This is a genomic window from Brucella sp. GW823-FHT04E01, from assembly GCF_058796175.1.
In genome coordinates, this window is sequence record NZ_JBXAIK010000002.1 from 338,545 (window position 1) to 356,981 (window position 18,437).

An 18,437-nucleotide genomic window follows, 5' to 3' on the forward strand; every position below is an offset into this window, starting at 1 on the left:
GCTCCTTGTTCACCTCGAAGAACTGGAGCCATTGTCGCTGGAGCCACTGTTTCCACTCCAGCGTAAGCTTTGCCAAGTTTCAGCCGTCACTTTCCGCAAATCGCCTTGCCGGTTACGCATATGTGTGGAATTGTGCAGAAAAGTACGCAGTTCAGGATAAGCCATGTCCGATCAGAACTCTCATCTGCCCGACCAGATCAATGCCCGTGTTGCAGTCCGGATTCGTGAGGAAATCGCCCGACGGCGTATTTCGCGCCAACTTCTGGCCGATGAAGCGCGGATCAGCCTCTCGACTTTGGAAAAGGCGCTGTCGGGTCACAGGCCCTTCACGCTCGCAACAATCATCCGGCTCGAACAGGCAATGGGCGTCGCCCTGCGCGAACAGGCAGGTGAAGCGCCCGCCCAGTTGGCCAGAAATGGCAACAGTCACGCAGCGGAAGAACTGGGCGCCTACTCGCGCGCCTCGGTTTCATGGCTTGAAGGTGATTACCTGACCTTGCGTCCGTCCTTTGGGGAGGACAAGGCCATCTTCGCTTACATCACGGAAATCGGTTGGGATTTCGATGCCGGGCATCTCAATTTTCGTGAGCGTGAACGTTCTGACGTCTCGTTCTCACAACAGGGAGCTGTCTCCGTTCCACATCTTTCGGGACACATCTATCTCGTCACGAATACATCTGGCCAGTACCGTATGGCCGTGCTCTCCCGCCCAAGCATCACAGGCGAAATGTTCGGCATCCTGACGACATTGCGTGCCGGGCAGGGTGCACATCTGACACCAGTTTCGACACCGCTTGCGCTCGTGCCCATGAGGCAATTTGTCGAGTCGTCATTTGGGCGTGTGCGACCTGGCGACATATCCTTTGCAGCTTATTCGGCAATTCTGCACAAGACATTGGACGACGGCTATGCGGGTTTTATTTCGGGGTAATTTTACAGCGAAATCCAATTCGTTTTGGCCTTACTCCGTTCAATCCCTCTGTCTGTAAACGTTGTCGTTATGATAATTAAGTGTACTTTCGTAGCCATGAAATCTCGTATACTTTCCGCTGGATAACTCCTAACCCGGAGGATTGTCGCGTTGAAAAATTTATTGAGCGCAGCATTTTGTGTCCTGCTACTTGGGGCTTTCAGCCAGTCCGCGTCCGGTGCGTCAATCGGTGCTGGCAATCCCTATCCTGTTAGCCACTACAAGTGTGAGGATGGCACTCAGTTGGCGGTACGCCTCTTCGGTGATCGCGCTTCCGTCTCTGTTAACGGCAATGCGGCGATTGATTTACCTTCTATCGGCAAAGAAGGTACGACCTATTCGAACGGCCGACAAACGCTGACCATCATACAGGGACGTCTCTCATGGGGCGTGGGCCGCGCTGTTCCTTCAGCATGCAAGGGCGGTTGAAGGGCAGGTCTTGCCACGAGGGAATTGGCAGGCAGAGGAAATCAGTCCATTGGACTGATTTCCTTCGTTAGGTGCTTTGCGTGTTTACTGGAAATGGCCTAGCTCGGACTGTGAATAATCCAAAACTTCTCCAGATCACTCGGATTATCCCATGCTGCTACAGCGCCGGGACGAACGAGGAAGATATCGCCCGCCACGAATGTCACGCTTCCCTCGTCAGGGTTTGACAATGTCACCTCGCCCCTGCGCAGCATCATCAATTCCGAGAATGAATAGGTGATCGGATGACGAGCATAAGGCGTCGTGGCCCAGATGCCCCAGGCGATTGGATCGTCACTTTGGAACTCGTGACGGGAAGTCGTTGGTGCAGGGGTGGTCAGAAGTGCCGGATTGGGCGCTCCGCCAGGTGACATGGGATGGTCAAGATCAAGTTTACCGAAGGATACGCTTAGGCTCTCCTGATGTATCGTGAGGATGACACAATCTGCCGCATGTGCGCGCCATGAGAATATGCCTGCAGGCAGACTTGCTACCTCACCGTTGGTCAGTGTGATTTCGAGACCATTATTGTCCCGGATATTCAAAGCACCATCACACAGCATTATGATGGAGGAAAACAGGCTTTCTACCCCTGTTCCTTGGCCAGAAAGGATTGCGCGTCCGAAGCCGAAAGGCTCCGTCGACTGACCGTCCAGGCTGATGGCTCGGAAAGCTGTTTCCAGATCGGAGCCGCAAGCAGGTGCAACGCCCAGATTGATTACGTTTCTCAGCACGTTAGGTTCTTTCTGCATGGGATTTATTTCGATGCGAAACCAAGGCTGTCCTTGATCCAGTACCAGCGGATGCCGAGGTCCATGACAGGCTTGCGGATCGCATGCCAGGCAAGGCGGGGTATGCTGGTGGTCGGATAAACCATGGGGCGGCCTTCGGCGATATATTCGGCATACATCTTGCCAAAGGCAGTGGCCATGGCCACGCCCCGGCCATTATAGCCAAGCATGGCATGCAAGCCCGCAGCGGGATTGTGAAGATGTGGCAGGCCATCCATGGTCAGCGCCACGTGCCCGGACCAGTGATAATCGATGCCGATACCTTCCAGCTGTGGAAACAGCCGCACCATTCCGGCTTTCAACGCTTCCATCAGCGCTTTCTTTTCGTTCATTCCGACGGCGCCGCGTCCGCCAATAAGAAAACGCCCGTCTTCAGATTGGCGCATATAAAAAGCGATCTTGCGTGTTTCGGATAGAACCACTCCGCCTGGCATGATCTCCCGCCGCTGCTTTTCTGAAAGCGGCTCTGTCGCGATCAGCATGCTTTGCACCGGAAGAATGCTTTGAGCGAGACCCGGTACAAGGTTGTCAGTGTAAGCGTTGGTGGCGACAAGTGCTTCGCGTGCGCGAACCGACCCATTTGCGGTCTTTGCAATCCAGTCGCCATTCTCCGGCATCAGAGAAGTAACGGAGGAATCTTCAAAAATCTGAACGCCGCGTGCCGTGGCGGCGCGGGCAAGCCCACGGGCATAATCCAGCGGCTGCAGGGCACCTGCGCGGGGATCGCGCCATCCGCCGAAATAGCGCTCCGTGCCGGAAAGCTCAGTAATCTGCGCGCGATCCAAAATCTCGACTTCGACGCCTTGCGCCTGCCATTGCCGCGCACGCTTATGGACGGCAGCGGTTGCAAGCTGGGAATGGGCGGCCTGTATCCACCCGGCTCGAACAGGAGAGCATTGGATATCAAGTTCGCGTACAAGGCCGAAAACAAGATCGCCTACACCACCCACGAGGTCGATCATGCGCTTGCCGTGCTCTGGACCATAGGCAGCCAGAAGATCTTCGGGGTCATGCTTCAAACCGGGGATCACCTGTCCGCCGTTGCGTCCTGATGCGCCGAAGCCGACATGGCGCGCCTCAAGGACCACTACAGTTTTCCCGCGTTCGGCAAGGAACAACGCGCTGGAAAGGCCTGTAAAGCCGCCTCCAACAATAACGACGTCCGCCTCGTGCACGCCATTCAGTTTGGAATGGTTCGGTTTTGCCTCGCCAGCTGCGTTCCACCATAATGAGCGTGAGAAGCTCTCAGGGCTGCTTGCCATTTTCATCTTTCTCCAGCGTTTTTTCGGCCTGTCGAGCGACTTCACTCGGGTTTGTTCACCCAGAGCACGAAGGCTTCGGCTTCACCATTATTGAAGAATCTGTGGCGGGTCGTTGAAGGCAGTGCAAATCCGTCACCTGTTGAAAGCAGGTACTGTGCGTCTTCAATCTGCAGCGTGAAACTGCCCGAAATGACGTAACCCAGCTCCTCGCCGGAATGCGTGTAGCATTCCTCACCGGAACTCCCGCCCGGAATGATCCGCACTGCGAAGGATTTCATGGTCTCAATGAGTTCAGGCGAAGCACGGTGCTTGATGACGCCACCAGCGTTCAGCACTTCTGGCTGTTCTCCAGCACGCAATACATAGGGATTAGCTCGGGCAGCCGCGGCGAAGCCTTGCGGGTCGATGAGCTGGGCCGGGCTCATGGAGAGCACCTCGGCAATCGTATAGAGGGTACGCACAGTCGGCGATACGAGGCCCCGCTCGATCTGTGACAAGGCACCCGTCGACAGACCAGAGACTTCCGACAGATAACCGAGAGTGAGACCCAGTGTCTGCCGTCGCAAGCGAATGCGCGCTCCAATATCCCCTGCGTCGTTGGGCGCAGGCTCGCTGGTCGGGGCGGTCGGGGATATTTCTGCCTTGTTCACTTTTGGCATCCTTTGATGGCTCTCGCTACAAACAGGATTGAATCGGGGTTGATTAGTTTTCACTATTCTGCTTCATATTTGATCTACGTTCAATAAACTAAAAACAAAATCCATCCAAAACATGGAGGGGGACATATCGGACATGGCTCACAAGGATACACCTTATTGGTGGGAAGCCGCTCCGCCGCGTAGCATCGAGAACCACGAAATCGAGCGGGATTGCGACGTTGCCATTGTTGGTGCGGGTTATGCGGGGCTTTGCGCTGCTCTTCATCTGGCGCGCGCAGGGCGAAAGGTTCAGGTTTTCGAGCGGGAACAACTGGGGTTTGGCGCTTCCAGCCGCAACGGCGGCTTTACCAGTGGCAATATTCGTCCCGACGATAAGACACTGGTGCGCAAGTTCGGCTTGGAACGTGCGGTCAAGATTGCTGCTGAAGGCCATGAAGCGCGTCGCTTCATGATCGATTTTCTGGCTAATGAAGGCATCGACGCGGATTTCCAGCTTGTGGGACGGTTCAGCGGTGCGATGACGCGCGCCGAATATGACGATATGGCGCGAAGCGCTGAAGCTATCCAGCGCGCGACCGGCATTGAATCCTATGCGGTTCCCTTGAACGAGGTTCGCCGCCATATCGCCACGGACCTCTATGCTGGCGGCAGCGTGCGTATGGATATAGGCGGTCTGCATCCGGCAAAATTTCATGCGGAACTGGTGCGGCTTGCACTCGCTGAAGGGGTGCTGATTCACGCCGAATGCCGCGTAGAAGGGATCGACCAAGGCGCTGATAAAAAGACAGTAATTACCGCGCGTGGCCGCGCTCAGGCACGCGAAGTCCTTGTTTGCACGAACGGTTATACCGACCATTCGGACCGTTGGTTGCGTCAGCGGCTGGTGCCTTTGCGTTCACGAATCATCGCAACCGAGGATCTGGGTGAGGAACGTGTGCGCGACTTGGTGCCGGGGTTGAAAATGCTCACCGACACCCGTGCTATGACTTACTATTTCCGCCCATCGCCGGATGGACGGCGCATTTTGTTCGGTGGGCGTGACGTAACAAGCCGAGGCGACCCGGATAGTGCCACGCAGCGCAATTATGCAGAAATGTGCAGGGTTTTCCCTCAACTTGAAGGCGTTGGTATCTCGCATAGCTGGTTTGGCTATGTGGCGATGAATCGGGACATGGTGCCTCGAATTTTTCAACGTGGAGCGGTTCATTATGCAACCGGTTTCTGTGGCTCGGGTGTCGTCTGGGCTCCCTGGCTCGGCCTCAAGGCAGCGCAGAAAATACTGGGCGTACCGAACAGCGAGAGCAGTTTCGATTTTCGTCCCCCACGTCTTGTTCCTACGTGGCGCGGAAAGGCCTGGTTCATGCCGCTGGTTTTCGCCGACCTTGAACGGAAGGATCGTAAGTTGGAGGCAACAGCATCCAGTGAGCGAGCATTGAGAAACAGCACAGGTTCTCAGGGTGGCCACGAGTGAGAAGCCGCAACGCGGACGCTGGTCACAACGAATTTCACTTTATCAAACGCGGTTTCACAACCGGCGTTACGAATAACAGGCTTATCGCTGCATTTAGGAAGGAGAATGTCATGCGTCTCAAGAAAATTTTCGGTCTGGCGGCTATGGCGGTCATCATGGGGGGCGCGATGCCTGCCTTGGCCCAGGAGGTCGTCAAAGTAGGCTCTTCGCCCACCGGTTTGCCGTTTACTTTTGTGAACACGGAAACCAAGGCGATGGATGGCGTATTGGTCGATGTGGTCAAGGCCATTGAATCGGATATCGGCATCAAGCCGGAATTCGAAGCCGTGCAGTTTTCGGCGCTCGTGCCATCGCTAACCTCGAACAAGATCGACATGATTGCTTCGGCAATGTTCATCACGGAAGAGCGGGCAAAGGTCGTGGACTTTTCTGATCCTGTCTATGGTTATGGCGAAGGCGTCTTCGTACCGGTTTCGGATGATACCGCATACAAGACCTATGCGGATCTCAAGGGCAAGACCATCGGCGTGCAGGTGGGGACCACTTTCGTCGATCTCTTCAAGAAGAGCGGGCTGTTCAGCGATGTTAAGGTCTACAAGGGCATTCCCGATATCATTGCCGACGTGAACGCCGGGCGTATCGATGCCGGTTTCGGGGATGGTCCGATGGCTGCCTATTACCTCTCTCAGGGCCGGTTCCCCAAGGTGAAGATGGTCGAGAGTTATGAAGCTTCGGCTGGCGGCGAGTTTGGCCTGGCCCTGCGTAAAGGTGATGAACGTATGCCCAAGATCAACGCGGCCATTGCCCGCATCAAGTCGGACGGTACGCTTCAGAAAATTCTTGCGAAATACGGACTGAAATAATTCCAGTGCGAGCATGGGGATCAATCCCCATGCTCGAAATTTCAGGTGTGCTCCACGCGCGCGTCCGAGCTGAAGCTCTTCATGCTTTTCGGTCTGCGCACGAGACGGGGCCTACCGGCCGCAAGGCCTAATCCCCGTTTAATCGCGCCAAATAAATAGAGTTAAAGCCAATGCAAAATTTTCTCATGGACATCCGCGAGTTCTTCCCGATCTTGCTGGAAGGCGTGAAATACACGCTTCTCGTGACCCTGGGTTCCCTTGTCCTTTCGACGCTTCTGGGGCTCGTTTGGGCGCTGATGCGGGTATCGGGGATTCGCTGGGTGTCGGCTATTGCCGCAGCTATCGTTAATGTGATCCGCGGTATCCCCATTCTGGTGCAGCTGTTCTATATCTACTTCGTTCTACCGGAATTCGGCATTGCGCTGTCCGCTCTTCAGGCTGGTATCATCGGTCTCGGCATTGCCTATTCGGCCTATCAGGCAGAAAATTTCCGCGCTGGTATCGAAGCCATCGACCATGGACAGACGGAAGCCGCGCAGTCCATCGGTATGGGCTGGTTCATGACGATGCGCCGCGTGATCCTGCCGCAGGCTGTTCGCGTGATCCTGCCGCCTTACGGCAACATCATGGTCATGCTGTTGAAGGACAGCTCGCAGGCATCGGCCATCACCGTTGCTGAACTAACTCTACAAGGTCAGCTGCTTGCCTCTTCGACCTTCAAAAACATGAGCGTCTATACGCTGGTTGCCATGTTCTACCTCTGCCTGAGCTTGCCGTTGATGATGGCTGTCGGGCGCCTCGAAAAGCTCTTTGGTAAAAGAAACGGACACTGATCATGGCGATGATTGAAATAAAGAACGTCACCAAATCCTATGGTCCGCTTCAGGTTCTCAAGGGCATCAGTGCTGATGTGCAGAAGGGTGAAGTGGTCTGCCTCATAGGTCCCTCCGGTTCGGGAAAATCCACGATGCTGCGCTGCCTGAACGGGCTGGAAACCTATCAGGGCGGCGATATTCTGATCGAAGGCCAGCGGGTCAACGCGAAGGATCGTTCGATCCACGATATTCGCACGCGAATGGCGATGGTTTTCCAGCGGTTCAACCTGTTTCCCCATCGAACCGCACTTGAGAATGTCATTGAGGGGCCGGTCTACGTCAAAGGTGAAAAGCCGGCCGAAGCGCGCAAGTATGGCGAGCATCTGCTTCAGCGCGTGGGTCTCGGAGACCGGGCCAACCATTATCCGGGCCAGCTTTCCGGAGGTCAGATGCAACGTGTTGCGATTGCCCGCGCCTTGGCGATGCGGCCGCAGGCAATCCTTTTCGATGAGCCCACGTCTGCGCTCGATCCTGAATTGGTGGGCGATGTGCTTGATGTCATGCGCAGTCTTGCCGATGAGGGGCTCACCATGCTGGTAGTGACGCACGAGATGGGCTTTGCCCGCGACGTAGCTGACCGTGTGCTTTTTCTCGACGGCGGTGTCATCGTTGAACAGGGTAAGGCCAAGGACGTGCTCGGCGCACCCCAGCATCCGCGTACACAGGACTTCCTGCGCCGCGTTCTCAATCATTGATCCAAATTTACGCGTGACACATGCCTTGTGTCGCGCTGGAGGCGTCATGGCTTTCTATTGTTATCTGGATGCGGCGCGGACCGAGCAGATTCGCGACGTGTTTGCCCACGAACTGCCGGAGATGGAGTTCCTCTCCGGCGCGTTAGATGCAGACACTGCGGCAAGGGTTCGTCATTTGCTATGCTGGCAGGCTCCTGAAGAGCTGTCGGAGCGCTTCCCTGCATTGGAAATCATTTTCTCAAGTGGGGCGGGTGTAGAGCAATTTCTTGAAGCAGATATCCCTTCTCACGTTCGCATTGTCCGCATGACCGAGCCAGGTCTTGCACGGATGATGCAGGAATATGTGACGCTCGCCGTGCTGTCCGTATTCCGGCAATTGCCCGCTTATCTGAAACAAAGCCGTGACGAGATTTGGCAGACGCTTCCTCAGCCAAGTGCGCATCGCCGCCGGGTGGGTGTAATGGGGCTTGGATATCTTGGCCAGGCCGCGTTGACAGCGCTCAAGCCTTTCGGTTTCCCATTGTCCGGCTGGAGCCGCAGCGAGAAGAATATTGAGGGTGTGCAGTGTTTTTCCGGTGAGGATGGGCTTCACGAATTCGTTGCACAGACAGATATACTTGTCTGCCTTCTGCCGCTCACGGCGGAAACGAAAGGCTTGATCAATGCCGGGTTTATTGCGCGCCTGCCGACGGGGGCAAGTGTGGTTCTGGTCGGTCGCGGGCCGCATACGGATTATGATGCCCTTCTTACAGCTCTCGATAGTGGACATCTTTCGTCGGCTTTCATTGACGTGACTGCACCTGAGCCACTTCCATCGGCGCATCCCCTTTGGTCGCATGCAAAAGTAATCCTTACACCCCATATCGCTTGCGTGACTGACAGCCATGGAGCGGCTGACATACTCGTTGAAAATCTGCAGCGGCTGCAGAAGGGCGAAGCGCTTATGGGGGAGATTGACCGCAAGCGAGGCTACTGAAGCAGAGGGGAGCCATAACGTTGGCGATCGATCAATGAACCTCCATCGTGGCGGGGTGCAGTTCGATATTGTTCACTCCGTTGCGGCAACAAGGCGTTTGCATGCGCTGACCAGATCAGGCTCCGACAGCAGTGCACCGCCGACGAGGTACATGATGTCATTGCCGTAAGCTTCGCGCATTTCCGGGATGCGGGCGAAGGTCATGCCACCGCCGGGTGCCGCGACGATGGCCTTGGGACCACCCATATCCACGGAGCAGGTCTTTGCGATCGATTGACATTCCTCGCGAGTAAAGCCGAAACGGCCACCGAAATTTGGATAGACCACGGCGTCAGCGCCCATCAGGCGGTGCAGTGTGCCAAAAAAGGCACGGTGCGAGAAGCCACAATCAGGTGAGACGACGTTGGCGCCGGAAAAGGCCGGGTGCGAGACGATGTGCAGGGAAAAATCCGGATCTGCAGCAAGTGTACGCACGATATCATAGCCTGCAAGCGCTGGAGCGATCATTACACCGCCTGCGCCGTATTCCTGCGCCTGTTTTGCCCGCTCGATGATCGCGGTTGCAGGGCCTGTGATGTTAGGAACGAAACTCGTGCGACCGCCGCTCTTCGCATTCGCCTCGCCGATCGCCTCAATACAGGCCTTCAGCCGCTCCTCGAAGGGAGCGGTCTTCTGGTCGACGAGACCGTGGTCGTCCTTCACAAAATGCATACCGCCCAGCGCGAAATCATGGGCGAGGCGGGCAAGCTCCGTAGTCGACAGGCCGACCGGCTTGATGGCGGACATCAAGAGCGGCTTTTCGCCGATGCCAGCGCGGGCACGCAGGCCTACTATGCCGTGGCGTGGTCCCTTGCACAGATCAAGCAGGCCCGGCGACAGGCCGATATCCTCGACCTTGATGCCGGGCTTGATGGAGCTGTTACCAAAGACGATGTTGAGAAACTGCAGGAAATCCCCGCCGATATCGTCCTCCGAATAGGAGATTGCGGCGAGAAATCCCGGTCTGCCTTCGGGATCCTGGAGCAGGCTTTCCAACCGACCGAGTATCTCGTCCTCGACATAGCCTTTCGGCACGACGTTGCGCGGGATTTCCACGGTCTGTTCCAGCGCGATGTCGAGCGCACGCGCTTTGGCCTCCGCCTCGTCGGCGGCGCGCACGAAATAGGTAACCGTAAAGCGCGGTGCCATCAAAGCGCCTCGGCCTTCTGTGCGGAATGCACATGATCGAGGCGCACTTCCACCAGTTCCTCTTCGCCGATGGCGAGATTCTTGCCGACAAGTTCTTCAATTGCCGAAACCAGAGCGCCAGCATCCAGCCCATATTTCTTCATGAGATATGGCTTCGAGGCGCCGTGCGCAAAAGTGTCGTTGAGACCAAGGCGCTTGAGGCGGATACCAAGCCCTTCTTCCGCAAGGATTTCCGAGACCAGCGAGCCGAGGCCGCCGATGATGGTGTGGTTTTCCAGCGTGACGATACCTTTCTTGCCGCGCGCGGCTCTCAGGAGACCGTCCTTATCGAAAGGTTTCAGCGTGGAGGCGTGAAGATGATGGATCCCGACACCACGCGCGGCAAGTGGGCCAGTGGCGCGCAGCGCTTCCTCGGTACATACGCCGGAAGAGACGACGAGGATGTCATCGCCTTCCGAGAGCGTGCGTAGCTTATTGAATTCAAAAGGCGTTGAAAACAGACGAGGTACTTCGCCGCGCAGGATGCGCACATAGACCGGGCCGTCGATGCTGTCGGCGACTTCCAACACAGTCTCGACTTCCGTCGCATCGCCCGTTTCGAGGATCGTCATGTTCGGTACCGCGCGTAACACGGCAATATCCTCAATCGCCTGATGCGTAATGCCGCCCGGTGTGGTGATGCCGGGAAGGAACCCCATTAATCGCACCTTGCGGTTGGAATAGGCAATCGAGTTGATCAGCTGGTCGTAGGGCCGTCGATAGAGGAATACCGAAAAGGTATGGATGAACGGCCGGAACCCCTGCATGGCGAGACCGCCAGCAAAGGACAACATGTTCTGTTCGGCCATGCCGAGAGTGAGAAACTGCTCCGGATGCCGATCGCGAAAACCATCGACTTCGCAAGACGAGGTGAGATCAGCTGAAAGGCACAGAACTTCCGGACGCGCGGTGGCGAAGGCTTCGAAAGCCTTGGCGTAAGGGCGGTTGACGATTTCGACCATTGTCAGGCCCTTTCCATCGCAGTGAGATCGATACCGAGTTCGATGGCAAGTGCCGTCTGCATTTCCTGCCTCTCTTCCGCGCTCTTGAATCGGACATAGTGCAGGCGCGGGAAACGCTTCTTCAGAAAATCCATGCCCTGGTAAGGCGAGGTGTTGGCGAGGATGACAAGTGGCTTGTCAGCCTCCGCGCTCTCGGCAGCTGCACGTAGTGCGCCCAGATCGTGGCCATCCATCGAACGGCAGGTGACCCCAAAGGACGCCACACGGGACGCAAGGTCGCCAAGGTCGAGCACGGAAGACATGGCGCCGTCGCATTGCTGGCGGTTTACATCGACGATCACGCGGATGTTGTCGATCTTGTGATAGCTCATTGCCGCAAGACATTCCCAGGTCTGGCCTTCCTGGAATTCGCCGTCGGACATATAGACCCAGACTTTGCCGGGCTCCTTTTTACGCAGCCGCGCCCAGGCGACGCCTGACGCCATGGAAAGCCCCTGGGCCAGCGATCCTGTGGTCACTTCCATGCCGGGGCTATGTTCGGCGCCGATCATTTCGACGGAGCCGCCATCCTTGTTGAAATGATCAAGCGCGTGTTCGTCCATCCGTCCCATTTCGATCAGCGCGGAATAGATGACGAGCGCATAATGGGCAGGCGAGATAAAGAAGCGGTCGAAGTTCGGACCGACGGGACCATGATATCCGGCGCCGGTGAAGGCATCCGGATTATGCGCCGAAGGCACGCCACGGAAAGGCAACGGCACTTTCGGCAGGGTTGGCTCGCCGAGCGTCAGCAACTCATTGTAGAGCAGCGCAAGGCTCTCGGCGGCGGAGCAGGCCTGGCTCAGATAGCCGCCATTGTTCTTCATCGTATGGAAGAAGACCCGTCGACGGATGCCGAGTGCGATTTCCTCGGTGGATTTTTCGTTGGTCAGAACCATCGTCTCAGCTCCTTTCCGGGAAGAGCGCCTTCAGGCCTTCAGGCGACGGCGTTGCGATGCCGCGCTCCGTGATGAGGCCGGTGATGAGGCGGGCTGGCGTGACATCGAAGGCGGGATTGGCGGCAGGGCTGCCTTCGGGCGAGATGCGGACGCTCGCAATGGATCCATCGGCGGCGCGGCCCTGGACGAAGCTCACTTCGTCGGCGGTGCGTTCTTCGATCGGGATTTCCTTGACACCGTCATGCACCGTCCAGTCGATGGTTGGCGAGGGGAGTGCAACATAGAACGGCACGTCGTTGTCACGCGCCGCGAGCGCCTTGAGGTAGGTGCCGATCTTGTTGCAGACATCGCCGTTTGCAGTGGTGCGATCTGTGCCGACGATCACCATATCGATATCGCCGTGCTGCATCAGATGTCCACCGGCATTGTCGACGATCAGCGTGTGCGGCACACCATGGCCGTTCATTTCCCAAGCCGTCAGATAGGCACCCTGATTGCGCGGACGCGTCTCATCGACATAGACATGGACCGGGATTCCTTCCTCGACGGCCATATAGATCGGCGCGGTCGCGGTGCCATAATCGACGGTAGCAAGCCAGCCTGCGTTGCAATGGGTAAGGATGCGCACGGGCTCGCCCGGATTCTTTTTCGAAGCGATCTCGCGAATGACATCGAGGCCGTTCGCGCCGATTGCGCGGTTGAGCTCAACATCTTCTTCGGCGATCTCGGCGGCACGCTTATAGGCAGCATCCGCACGTTCCGCCTCAGGCAATGGACGCAGATATTCGCGCATCGCATTCAGCGCCCAGCGCAGGTTGATGGCGGTGGGGCGGGTCTCGTTGAGTTCTTCCCATACGGCATCGAGGTGAGCATCCGAGGGGTCTTTCGCCATCGCGATGGCGACGCCGTAGGCGGCGGTGACGCCGATCAGCGGCGCGCCGCGTACCCACATGTCGCGGATTGCATCGGCGACATCGGCGACGGTTTTCAGTGTCACGACACGGAATTCATGCGGCAGCCAGCGCTGGTCGATGATGTCAACGGAGCGACCGTCTTCGTTCAGCCAGATCGTATGGTAGTGGCGTTCTCCGACTTTCACGCGAGAATCTCCTTTTCAAGCCGCTCCACGGTCTCTCGGATATCCCGAAGACTATGGATGCGCTGCCGGTTGACGGCGAGGTGACGCCCGAACTTCAGCGCCTTGCTCTCGCAAGAAGCGCGGCGGTCGGGGTCGGTGATGGTTTCAAAATCGGCATTGTGGGCAAGGCCCAGGATGCGGCGATGGGTTTCGATGCCAGCAAAGCCCAGCATTTCGTGCCAGATCTCGTCGATGACGATGTTGAGTGCCTGTTCGGCGGCAAGCGGGTCCTGGCGATCTTCGAAGAGGCTTGCCTGATAGAGGATACCCTTACGCTCCGTACGCCACAGGCCAGCGAATTCGGCGCGGAACGTTTCCCAAAGTGTGTCGATCGTATCCAGAAGGTAGGCACGCATGCTGTCGCGAGCGCCGGGTGCAGTCTCATGACCAGCCTGTGAAAAATAGCTCATCCAGAAATTGGCGATCAGCATACCGACGTCGAAGCTGATCGGACCGTAAAAGGCAAATTCCGGATCGATGACACGGGTCTCATCGTCGGTCACCATGACCGAACCGGTGTGCAGGTCGCCATGGCATAGTGTTTCAGTCTTGGCAGAGAAGAGGTGTTTCAGCCGCTGCGCTTCCACCTTGAGCTCGCGGTCGGCGCGCAATTCCGCCACGATTGGATCGAGCTGCGGTGTGGTGTGGTGATTGAGCTTTGCCTCAAAATAGGGATCGGAAAAGACGAGATTTTCCGTGATGTCGCAAAGCTCGACATTGTCAGAGAACAAAGCGACATCCGCCTTCTTCTCGCGGGTCACCATGGAAAGGTCGGACCCCCGGAAAAGAGTACGAGCAACGAAGAGGCCGAGGTCACGACCGATCTTGGGAAGTTCGCGACCGTCAATCAAAGCGCGGCGCAGAATGATGTGTGGGGTCAGGAATTCCATGACGATGATTGCCTGGGCTTCGTCAAAGAACAGGATTTCCGGTACCATACCCGGGTCACGCGCGCCCTGGCGCTTGAGAGCGTGATATTCGAAAAACGAGCGCTTGAGTGGAAGCGGCCAGCTTTCGCCGACGAGGCGCACGTAAGGCAGCGCCTGCTTGACGATCACAGCGCCCGCTTCGCCTGTGACGATGAAGACCAGATTGAGATTGCCATCACCGACTTCCCGGATGGCCCAACGCGACGAATCGCTTCCGACCTTCTCTTTCAGGGCGGCATTGCCGCCAAGCCGAACTGGCAATGTCTCTGTACTCAGCGCCTCGAAGACGTGGCTGTCCATAATGCTCTCCTCCTGCGCATGGGCCGCCTCCACCATGCGCCGCCATGCCGTCTTTCCCACAGCTAAGGCATCATTCTGTCAAATGTCAATGGCCTTGACATTTGATGGTGGCCTATCTTAACGTGGCGTCAGTGGGAGGAATTTATGAGCGAACAGCCAGTGTTTCGCATTGAGGACGTGCGCAAATCCTTTGGACCGGTGACGGTCTTGCAAGGTGTTGACCTCGACCTCAAAGCAGGCGCAGTGACGGTTTTGATGGGTGCCAACGGCGCCGGAAAATCGACGCTCGTGCGCATCCTCTCGGGCGTCTACACGCGTGGTGGCGGCACCATCACGCTGGCAGATGCTACCTTTGATCCAGCGACGCCCGCCGAGGCAATCCGTGCCGGCGTTGTCACAGTGCATCAGAACATCAATGACGGCGTCGTCGCCGATCTCGATGTGGCGACCAATCTCACGCTCGATCGGTTGAACGGGCGTGGTGCGCGGCTTTTTTTCAATCCGCGCCGGGTGCGTCGCGAAGCGGCGGCGGTCGCCTCGCGCATGGGCCTTGCCATCGACCTTTCGGCCAATATCACTGACCTGACACTTGCGGATCGCCAGATGGTGGCGATTGCGCGTGCCATGGCGCATGAACCGAAAGTGCTGATCCTCGACGAACCGACGTCGTCGCTTTCCAGTGCCGAGGCGGATCGTCTGTTCGACCTCGTTGATCGGTTGAAGGCGCGGGGTGTCGCCATTCTCTATATCTCGCATCGCATGTCGGATATTCGTCGCCTTGCCGACAGCATCGTGTCGCTGCGCGACGGTCGCATCACGGGCCGTTTCGAGGGGCCGGAACTCGATTACGAGGGCGCGGTCAATGCCATGTTGGGGCGCAAGGTGTCGGCTGGTGCCGTTGCCGTGCGCGACGCAAGTCGCCCGGTCTTCAGCGTGCGGGGCCTTAAGCTTTCCGAACAGGCGCGACCCTTCGATTTCGATCTCGGCGATGGCGAGATCGTCGCAGTCACGGGTCTTGTTGGAGTCGGCAAGACGGCACTTGCTGAAACGCTGTTTGGTGCGCGGGCCCCGGAAGCAGGCGAAATGACGCTGGATGGCGTGAACTATGCACCGAAGACAACGGGTCAGGCGATTGCTAGAGGCGTTTTCCTTGTCGCCAAGGACCGTGCGATCAGCGGCATCGTTCCGGACTTCAATATCTACGAGAATATCAGCTTGCCATTCTTACGCCGGCTTTCGACTTTCGGCATTTCAAGCCGACGGGCAGAGAAGGCAACGGCGCGCCAGCAGATTTCGTCGCTCGGTGTCGTCTGCCGCAATGAGCGTGACGAGATGCAGACGCTGTCGGGCGGCAACCAGCAGAAGGTTATGGTTGGCCGCTGGCTTTCCGAGCCATCGCGACTGCTCATCCTCGATGAGCCCTTCCAGGGCGTCGATATCGCCGCCCGTCGCGACATAGGTGAGAAGCTGCGTGCTTCTGCGGCAGGGCGCACCACAATTCTTTTCCTGACGGAGCTCGATGAAGCCTTCGAAGTCGCCGACCGCATTCTCGTGATGTCGGAACACACCATCGTAGGCGAGCACCGTAATGTCGACGTCGATGTCGAGCGGCTGCTCTCCGAGATTGCCGGACAATCCCATCAACAGGTCAGTGCATGATGATAAGTGAACAGAGCAAATCCGCCGCCACCGGCGCAGTTCCGCCTGCGGGCCTGAATATCCGGGAAACCGCGATCAAATATGGCTTCCTCGTGCTGCTTGCTGGCATGGTGCTCTATTTCTCGGCTGTAACCGGTGGTTTCGCTTCGCCCCAGAGCGCGGTCTTTATCCTGCAATCCGTGTCGATCACCGGTATTCTTGCACTTGGTGTCACCGCGACACTCGTTGTCGGCGGTTTCGATCTTTCCATTGGCTCGGTTGCGACTACCGCCATGATGGCTTCGTCCTATGTGATGGTGGTCATGGGTGGTGACGCCCTGACAGCGACACTCGTCTGCCTAGCCGTGGGCGTGCTCGTCGGTTTGGTGAACGGGATCATCATCGTCTATATGCGCGTGCCAGATCTTCTGGCGACGCTTGGAATGATGTTCCTGCTGCTCGGCCTGCAACGCATCCCGACCGAAGGTCGCTCGATTGCAACGGGCATGACGTTGCCGGATGGCTCGACGGCAACGGGCGCTTTCAGCCCGGCCTTCCTCGCGCTTGGCCGTCATCGTTTCGATTTCATCCTGCCCAATCTGGTGCCAGTTTCGGTGGTCGTGTTGATCGTGCTGGCCATCGTCATCTGGTTCTTCCTTGAATATACCCGCTTCGGCCGGATGATGTACGCTGTCGGCTCCAATGAGCGCGCGGCAAGCCTCGCCGGCGCGCCGGTCAATGCCTACAAGATCTCGGCCTATATCATCTCCGGCGTCTTCGCCTCGATCGGCGGCATTCTGCTTGCCGCCCGCCTCGGGCGCGGGGATATCGCCTCGGGCAATAATCTGCTTCTCGATGCCGTTGCCGCAGCCCTCATTGGTTTCGCAGTGCTTGGCGCTGCCAAGCCGAATGCGTTCGGCACTGCCGTTGGCGCTCTCTTCGTCGGCATTCTTTTGCAGGGCCTGACGATGATGAACGCGCCTTACTACACCCAGGATTTCGTCAAGGGCGCGGTGCTCGTCATCGCCCTGATTTTCACCTTTGCGCTCTCGAAAAGAGGCAAACGCTGAGGCGGGAACCTTCAGCGGGCTAACAATATTGATCAGTGGAGGAGACTGACATGAATTTCACGCGTAGAACCCTGGGCAAGCTGACGCTCGGGCTGATGGCTGCAGCAACATTTGCCACGCCGTCCCTTGCGGCGGATATGCCGAAACCTTTCGACAAGCCGGGTGAGGTGAAGATCGCACTCGTGCGCTATCTGTCGACCGGCGACTTCTTCCAGTCTTACCTCGCGGGCGTTGAAGCACAGGCCAAGGCGCTGGGCGTCCAGCTTCAGGTGTTCGACAGCCGTCAGGATGCAGCTCTGCAGGCCGATATGGTCGATCAGGCCATTGCGCTTGGTGTGCAGGGCATCATCATCCAGCACGGCCTGACTGAATCTATGAAGGAAGCCGCCAAGCGTGCGGTCGACGCGGGCATCAAGGTGGTGGCTTTCGATGTGAATGTCGAGAACGAGAAGATCCCGCAAGTCGAGCAGTCCGATCATGACCTCGCTCGTTTGGCACTTGAACAGGCGATCAAGGACAATGGCGAGAGCTTCAAGGCTGGCTATGTCTATGTCGCAGGCATCGCGCCGCTCGACCGTCGTGACGAGAAATGGAAAGAGTTCAAAGCGAAATATTCGGGCATCAAGGAAGCTGCCCAATTCGGCACGATGGATAATCCCATCGCCAATTCGGTTGCCAATCAGGCGCGCTCGGTGATTTCTGCCAACCCCGACATCACCGTGATGTTTGCACCCTATGACGAATTCGCCAAGGGCGTGAAGATTGCGGTCGACGAAGCGGGCATGTCTTCCGACGTGAAAATTTACTCGGCGGATATCTCGACCTCCGACATCGCCGCCATGCGTGAATCCGGTTCTGCATGGGTCGCGACAGCAGCGACCAACCCGGCTGTGGTTGGTCAGGTTTCCGTGCGCTCGCTCGCCATGCTGCTGGCCGGTGAAAATCCGGGCAAGCAGGTCATCGTGCCGCCGACGCTGATTACGCAGAAAGATCTCAACGATCAGGACATCAAGAATATGGAAGAGCTCGGCACGAAACTGCCGCAGTTCGCCCATGCCGATGTTGCCATGCCTGCATGGATGCCGAAGCCCTGATTTAGAGCATTTCCAGCAAAGGTGCGAAGCGGCTTTGCGTAGGATAATGCGGTGAAACAACCGCTCTAGGCATGACGGAATGAAGAAGGGGCGGTCCATCGGACCGCCCCT

At 57.4% G+C, this 18,437-nt stretch carries 18 protein-coding genes; 10 read left to right on the top strand and 8 right to left on the bottom strand.

Annotated features, from left to right (window positions below):
- The first annotated feature begins 163 nt into the window (after positions 1–163).
- Together AC1RHM_RS07015 and AC1RHM_RS07020 are read left to right on the top strand one after the other, a co-directional pair.
- Positions 164–931 (top strand): helix-turn-helix domain-containing protein, encoded by a 768-nt coding sequence (locus AC1RHM_RS07015; RefSeq protein ID WP_010660480.1) that lies wholly within the window; start codon positions 164–166, stop codon positions 929–931.
- A 150-nt stretch (positions 932–1,081) separates the two neighbouring features.
- Positions 1,082–1,399 carry a hypothetical protein gene (locus AC1RHM_RS07020; RefSeq protein ID WP_011983120.1) on the top strand — a complete coding sequence of 106 codons (318 nt, stop codon included), beginning with the start codon at positions 1,082–1,084 and terminating at the stop codon, positions 1,397–1,399.
- A 98-nt stretch (positions 1,400–1,497) separates the two neighbouring features.
- Here the strand turns inward: AC1RHM_RS07020 and AC1RHM_RS07025 are convergent, their stop codons facing one another.
- The 3 genes from AC1RHM_RS07025 to AC1RHM_RS07035 are packed head-to-tail and all read right to left on the bottom strand — an operon-like array spanning position 1,498 to position 4,150.
- Positions 1,498–2,190 (bottom strand): cupin domain-containing protein, encoded by a 693-nt coding sequence (locus tag AC1RHM_RS07025; RefSeq protein ID WP_010660478.1) that lies wholly within the window; start codon positions 2,188–2,190, stop codon positions 1,498–1,500.
- A gap of 5 nt (positions 2,191–2,195) precedes the next feature.
- On the bottom strand, positions 2,196–3,491 hold the full coding sequence (locus AC1RHM_RS07030; RefSeq protein WP_029928571.1) for an NAD(P)/FAD-dependent oxidoreductase: 1,296 nt from the start codon (positions 3,489–3,491) through the stop codon (positions 2,196–2,198).
- 41 nt (positions 3,492–3,532) lie between these two features.
- The gene (locus tag AC1RHM_RS07035) at positions 3,533–4,150 is read right to left on the bottom strand and encodes a cupin domain-containing protein (protein WP_010660476.1); all 618 of its coding nucleotides are present in this window, start codon (positions 4,148–4,150) and stop codon (positions 3,533–3,535) included.
- Positions 4,151–4,283: 133 nt separating this feature from the next.
- Between AC1RHM_RS07035 and AC1RHM_RS07040 the strand changes: the two genes are divergently transcribed.
- From AC1RHM_RS07040 to AC1RHM_RS07060, 5 genes are all read left to right on the top strand, one after another.
- Positions 4,284–5,621: an NAD(P)/FAD-dependent oxidoreductase gene (locus tag AC1RHM_RS07040; RefSeq protein WP_010660475.1), complete on the top strand. Its 1,338-nt coding sequence runs from the start codon at positions 4,284–4,286 to the stop codon at positions 5,619–5,621.
- A gap of 110 nt (positions 5,622–5,731) precedes the next feature.
- Positions 5,732–6,484: an ABC transporter substrate-binding protein gene (locus AC1RHM_RS07045; protein WP_010660474.1), complete on the top strand. Its 753-nt coding sequence runs from the start codon at positions 5,732–5,734 to the stop codon at positions 6,482–6,484.
- Between the two features lie 170 nt (positions 6,485–6,654).
- Positions 6,655–7,317 (top strand): amino acid ABC transporter permease, encoded by a 663-nt coding sequence (locus tag AC1RHM_RS07050; protein WP_011983115.1) that lies wholly within the window; start codon positions 6,655–6,657, stop codon positions 7,315–7,317.
- A gap of 8 nt (positions 7,318–7,325) precedes the next feature.
- Positions 7,326–8,054, top strand: coding sequence for an amino acid ABC transporter ATP-binding protein (locus AC1RHM_RS07055; RefSeq protein ID WP_010660472.1), 729 nt, complete (start codon positions 7,326–7,328; stop codon positions 8,052–8,054).
- Between the two features lie 46 nt (positions 8,055–8,100).
- Positions 8,101–9,030, top strand: coding sequence for a 2-hydroxyacid dehydrogenase (locus AC1RHM_RS07060; RefSeq protein WP_166942424.1), 930 nt, complete (start codon positions 8,101–8,103; stop codon positions 9,028–9,030).
- Between the two features lie 72 nt (positions 9,031–9,102).
- On the opposite strand, the gene AC1RHM_RS07065 is transcribed toward AC1RHM_RS07060, so the two are convergent.
- The 5 genes from AC1RHM_RS07065 to mtnK are packed head-to-tail and all read right to left on the bottom strand — an operon-like array spanning position 9,103 to position 14,524.
- Entirely contained in the window at positions 9,103–10,218 is a 1,116-nt protein-coding gene (locus AC1RHM_RS07065; protein WP_010660470.1) for a RuBisCO large subunit C-terminal-like domain-containing protein, read from the bottom strand.
- Positions 10,218–11,219 carry a transketolase family protein gene (locus AC1RHM_RS07070; RefSeq protein WP_011983111.1) on the bottom strand — a complete coding sequence of 334 codons (1,002 nt, stop codon included), beginning with the start codon at positions 11,217–11,219 and terminating at the stop codon, positions 10,218–10,220. Before AC1RHM_RS07070 ends, AC1RHM_RS07065 begins: the two co-directional genes overlap by 1 nt.
- Before the next feature lie 2 nt (positions 11,220–11,221).
- A complete protein-coding gene (locus AC1RHM_RS07075) occupies positions 11,222–12,157 on the bottom strand; it encodes a thiamine pyrophosphate-binding protein (RefSeq protein WP_166942430.1) in 936 nt (311 codons plus the stop codon).
- Between the two features lie 4 nt (positions 12,158–12,161).
- Positions 12,162–13,256, bottom strand: a complete 1,095-nt coding sequence (gene mtnA, locus AC1RHM_RS07080) for an S-methyl-5-thioribose-1-phosphate isomerase (RefSeq protein ID WP_010660467.1) — start codon at positions 13,254–13,256, stop codon at positions 12,162–12,164.
- Positions 13,253–14,524 (bottom strand): S-methyl-5-thioribose kinase, encoded by a 1,272-nt coding sequence (mtnK, locus tag AC1RHM_RS07085; RefSeq protein ID WP_029376151.1) that lies wholly within the window; start codon positions 14,522–14,524, stop codon positions 13,253–13,255. Before mtnK ends, mtnA begins: the two co-directional genes overlap by 4 nt.
- 144 nt (positions 14,525–14,668) lie before the next feature.
- On the opposite strand from mtnK, the gene AC1RHM_RS07090 reads away from it, so the two are divergent.
- From AC1RHM_RS07090 to AC1RHM_RS07100, 3 genes are read left to right on the top strand one after another with little or no spacing between them, the layout of a single operon-like run.
- Positions 14,669–16,183 carry a sugar ABC transporter ATP-binding protein gene (locus AC1RHM_RS07090; protein ID WP_010660465.1) on the top strand — a complete coding sequence of 505 codons (1,515 nt, stop codon included), beginning with the start codon at positions 14,669–14,671 and terminating at the stop codon, positions 16,181–16,183.
- Positions 16,183–17,232 (top strand): ABC transporter permease, encoded by a 1,050-nt coding sequence (locus tag AC1RHM_RS07095; protein ID WP_029376150.1) that lies wholly within the window; start codon positions 16,183–16,185, stop codon positions 17,230–17,232. Before AC1RHM_RS07090 ends, AC1RHM_RS07095 begins: the two co-directional genes overlap by 1 nt.
- A gap of 50 nt (positions 17,233–17,282) precedes the next feature.
- Positions 17,283–18,326, top strand: coding sequence for a substrate-binding domain-containing protein (locus tag AC1RHM_RS07100; protein ID WP_010660463.1), 1,044 nt, complete (start codon positions 17,283–17,285; stop codon positions 18,324–18,326).
- Positions 18,327–18,437 lie beyond the last annotated feature (111 nt).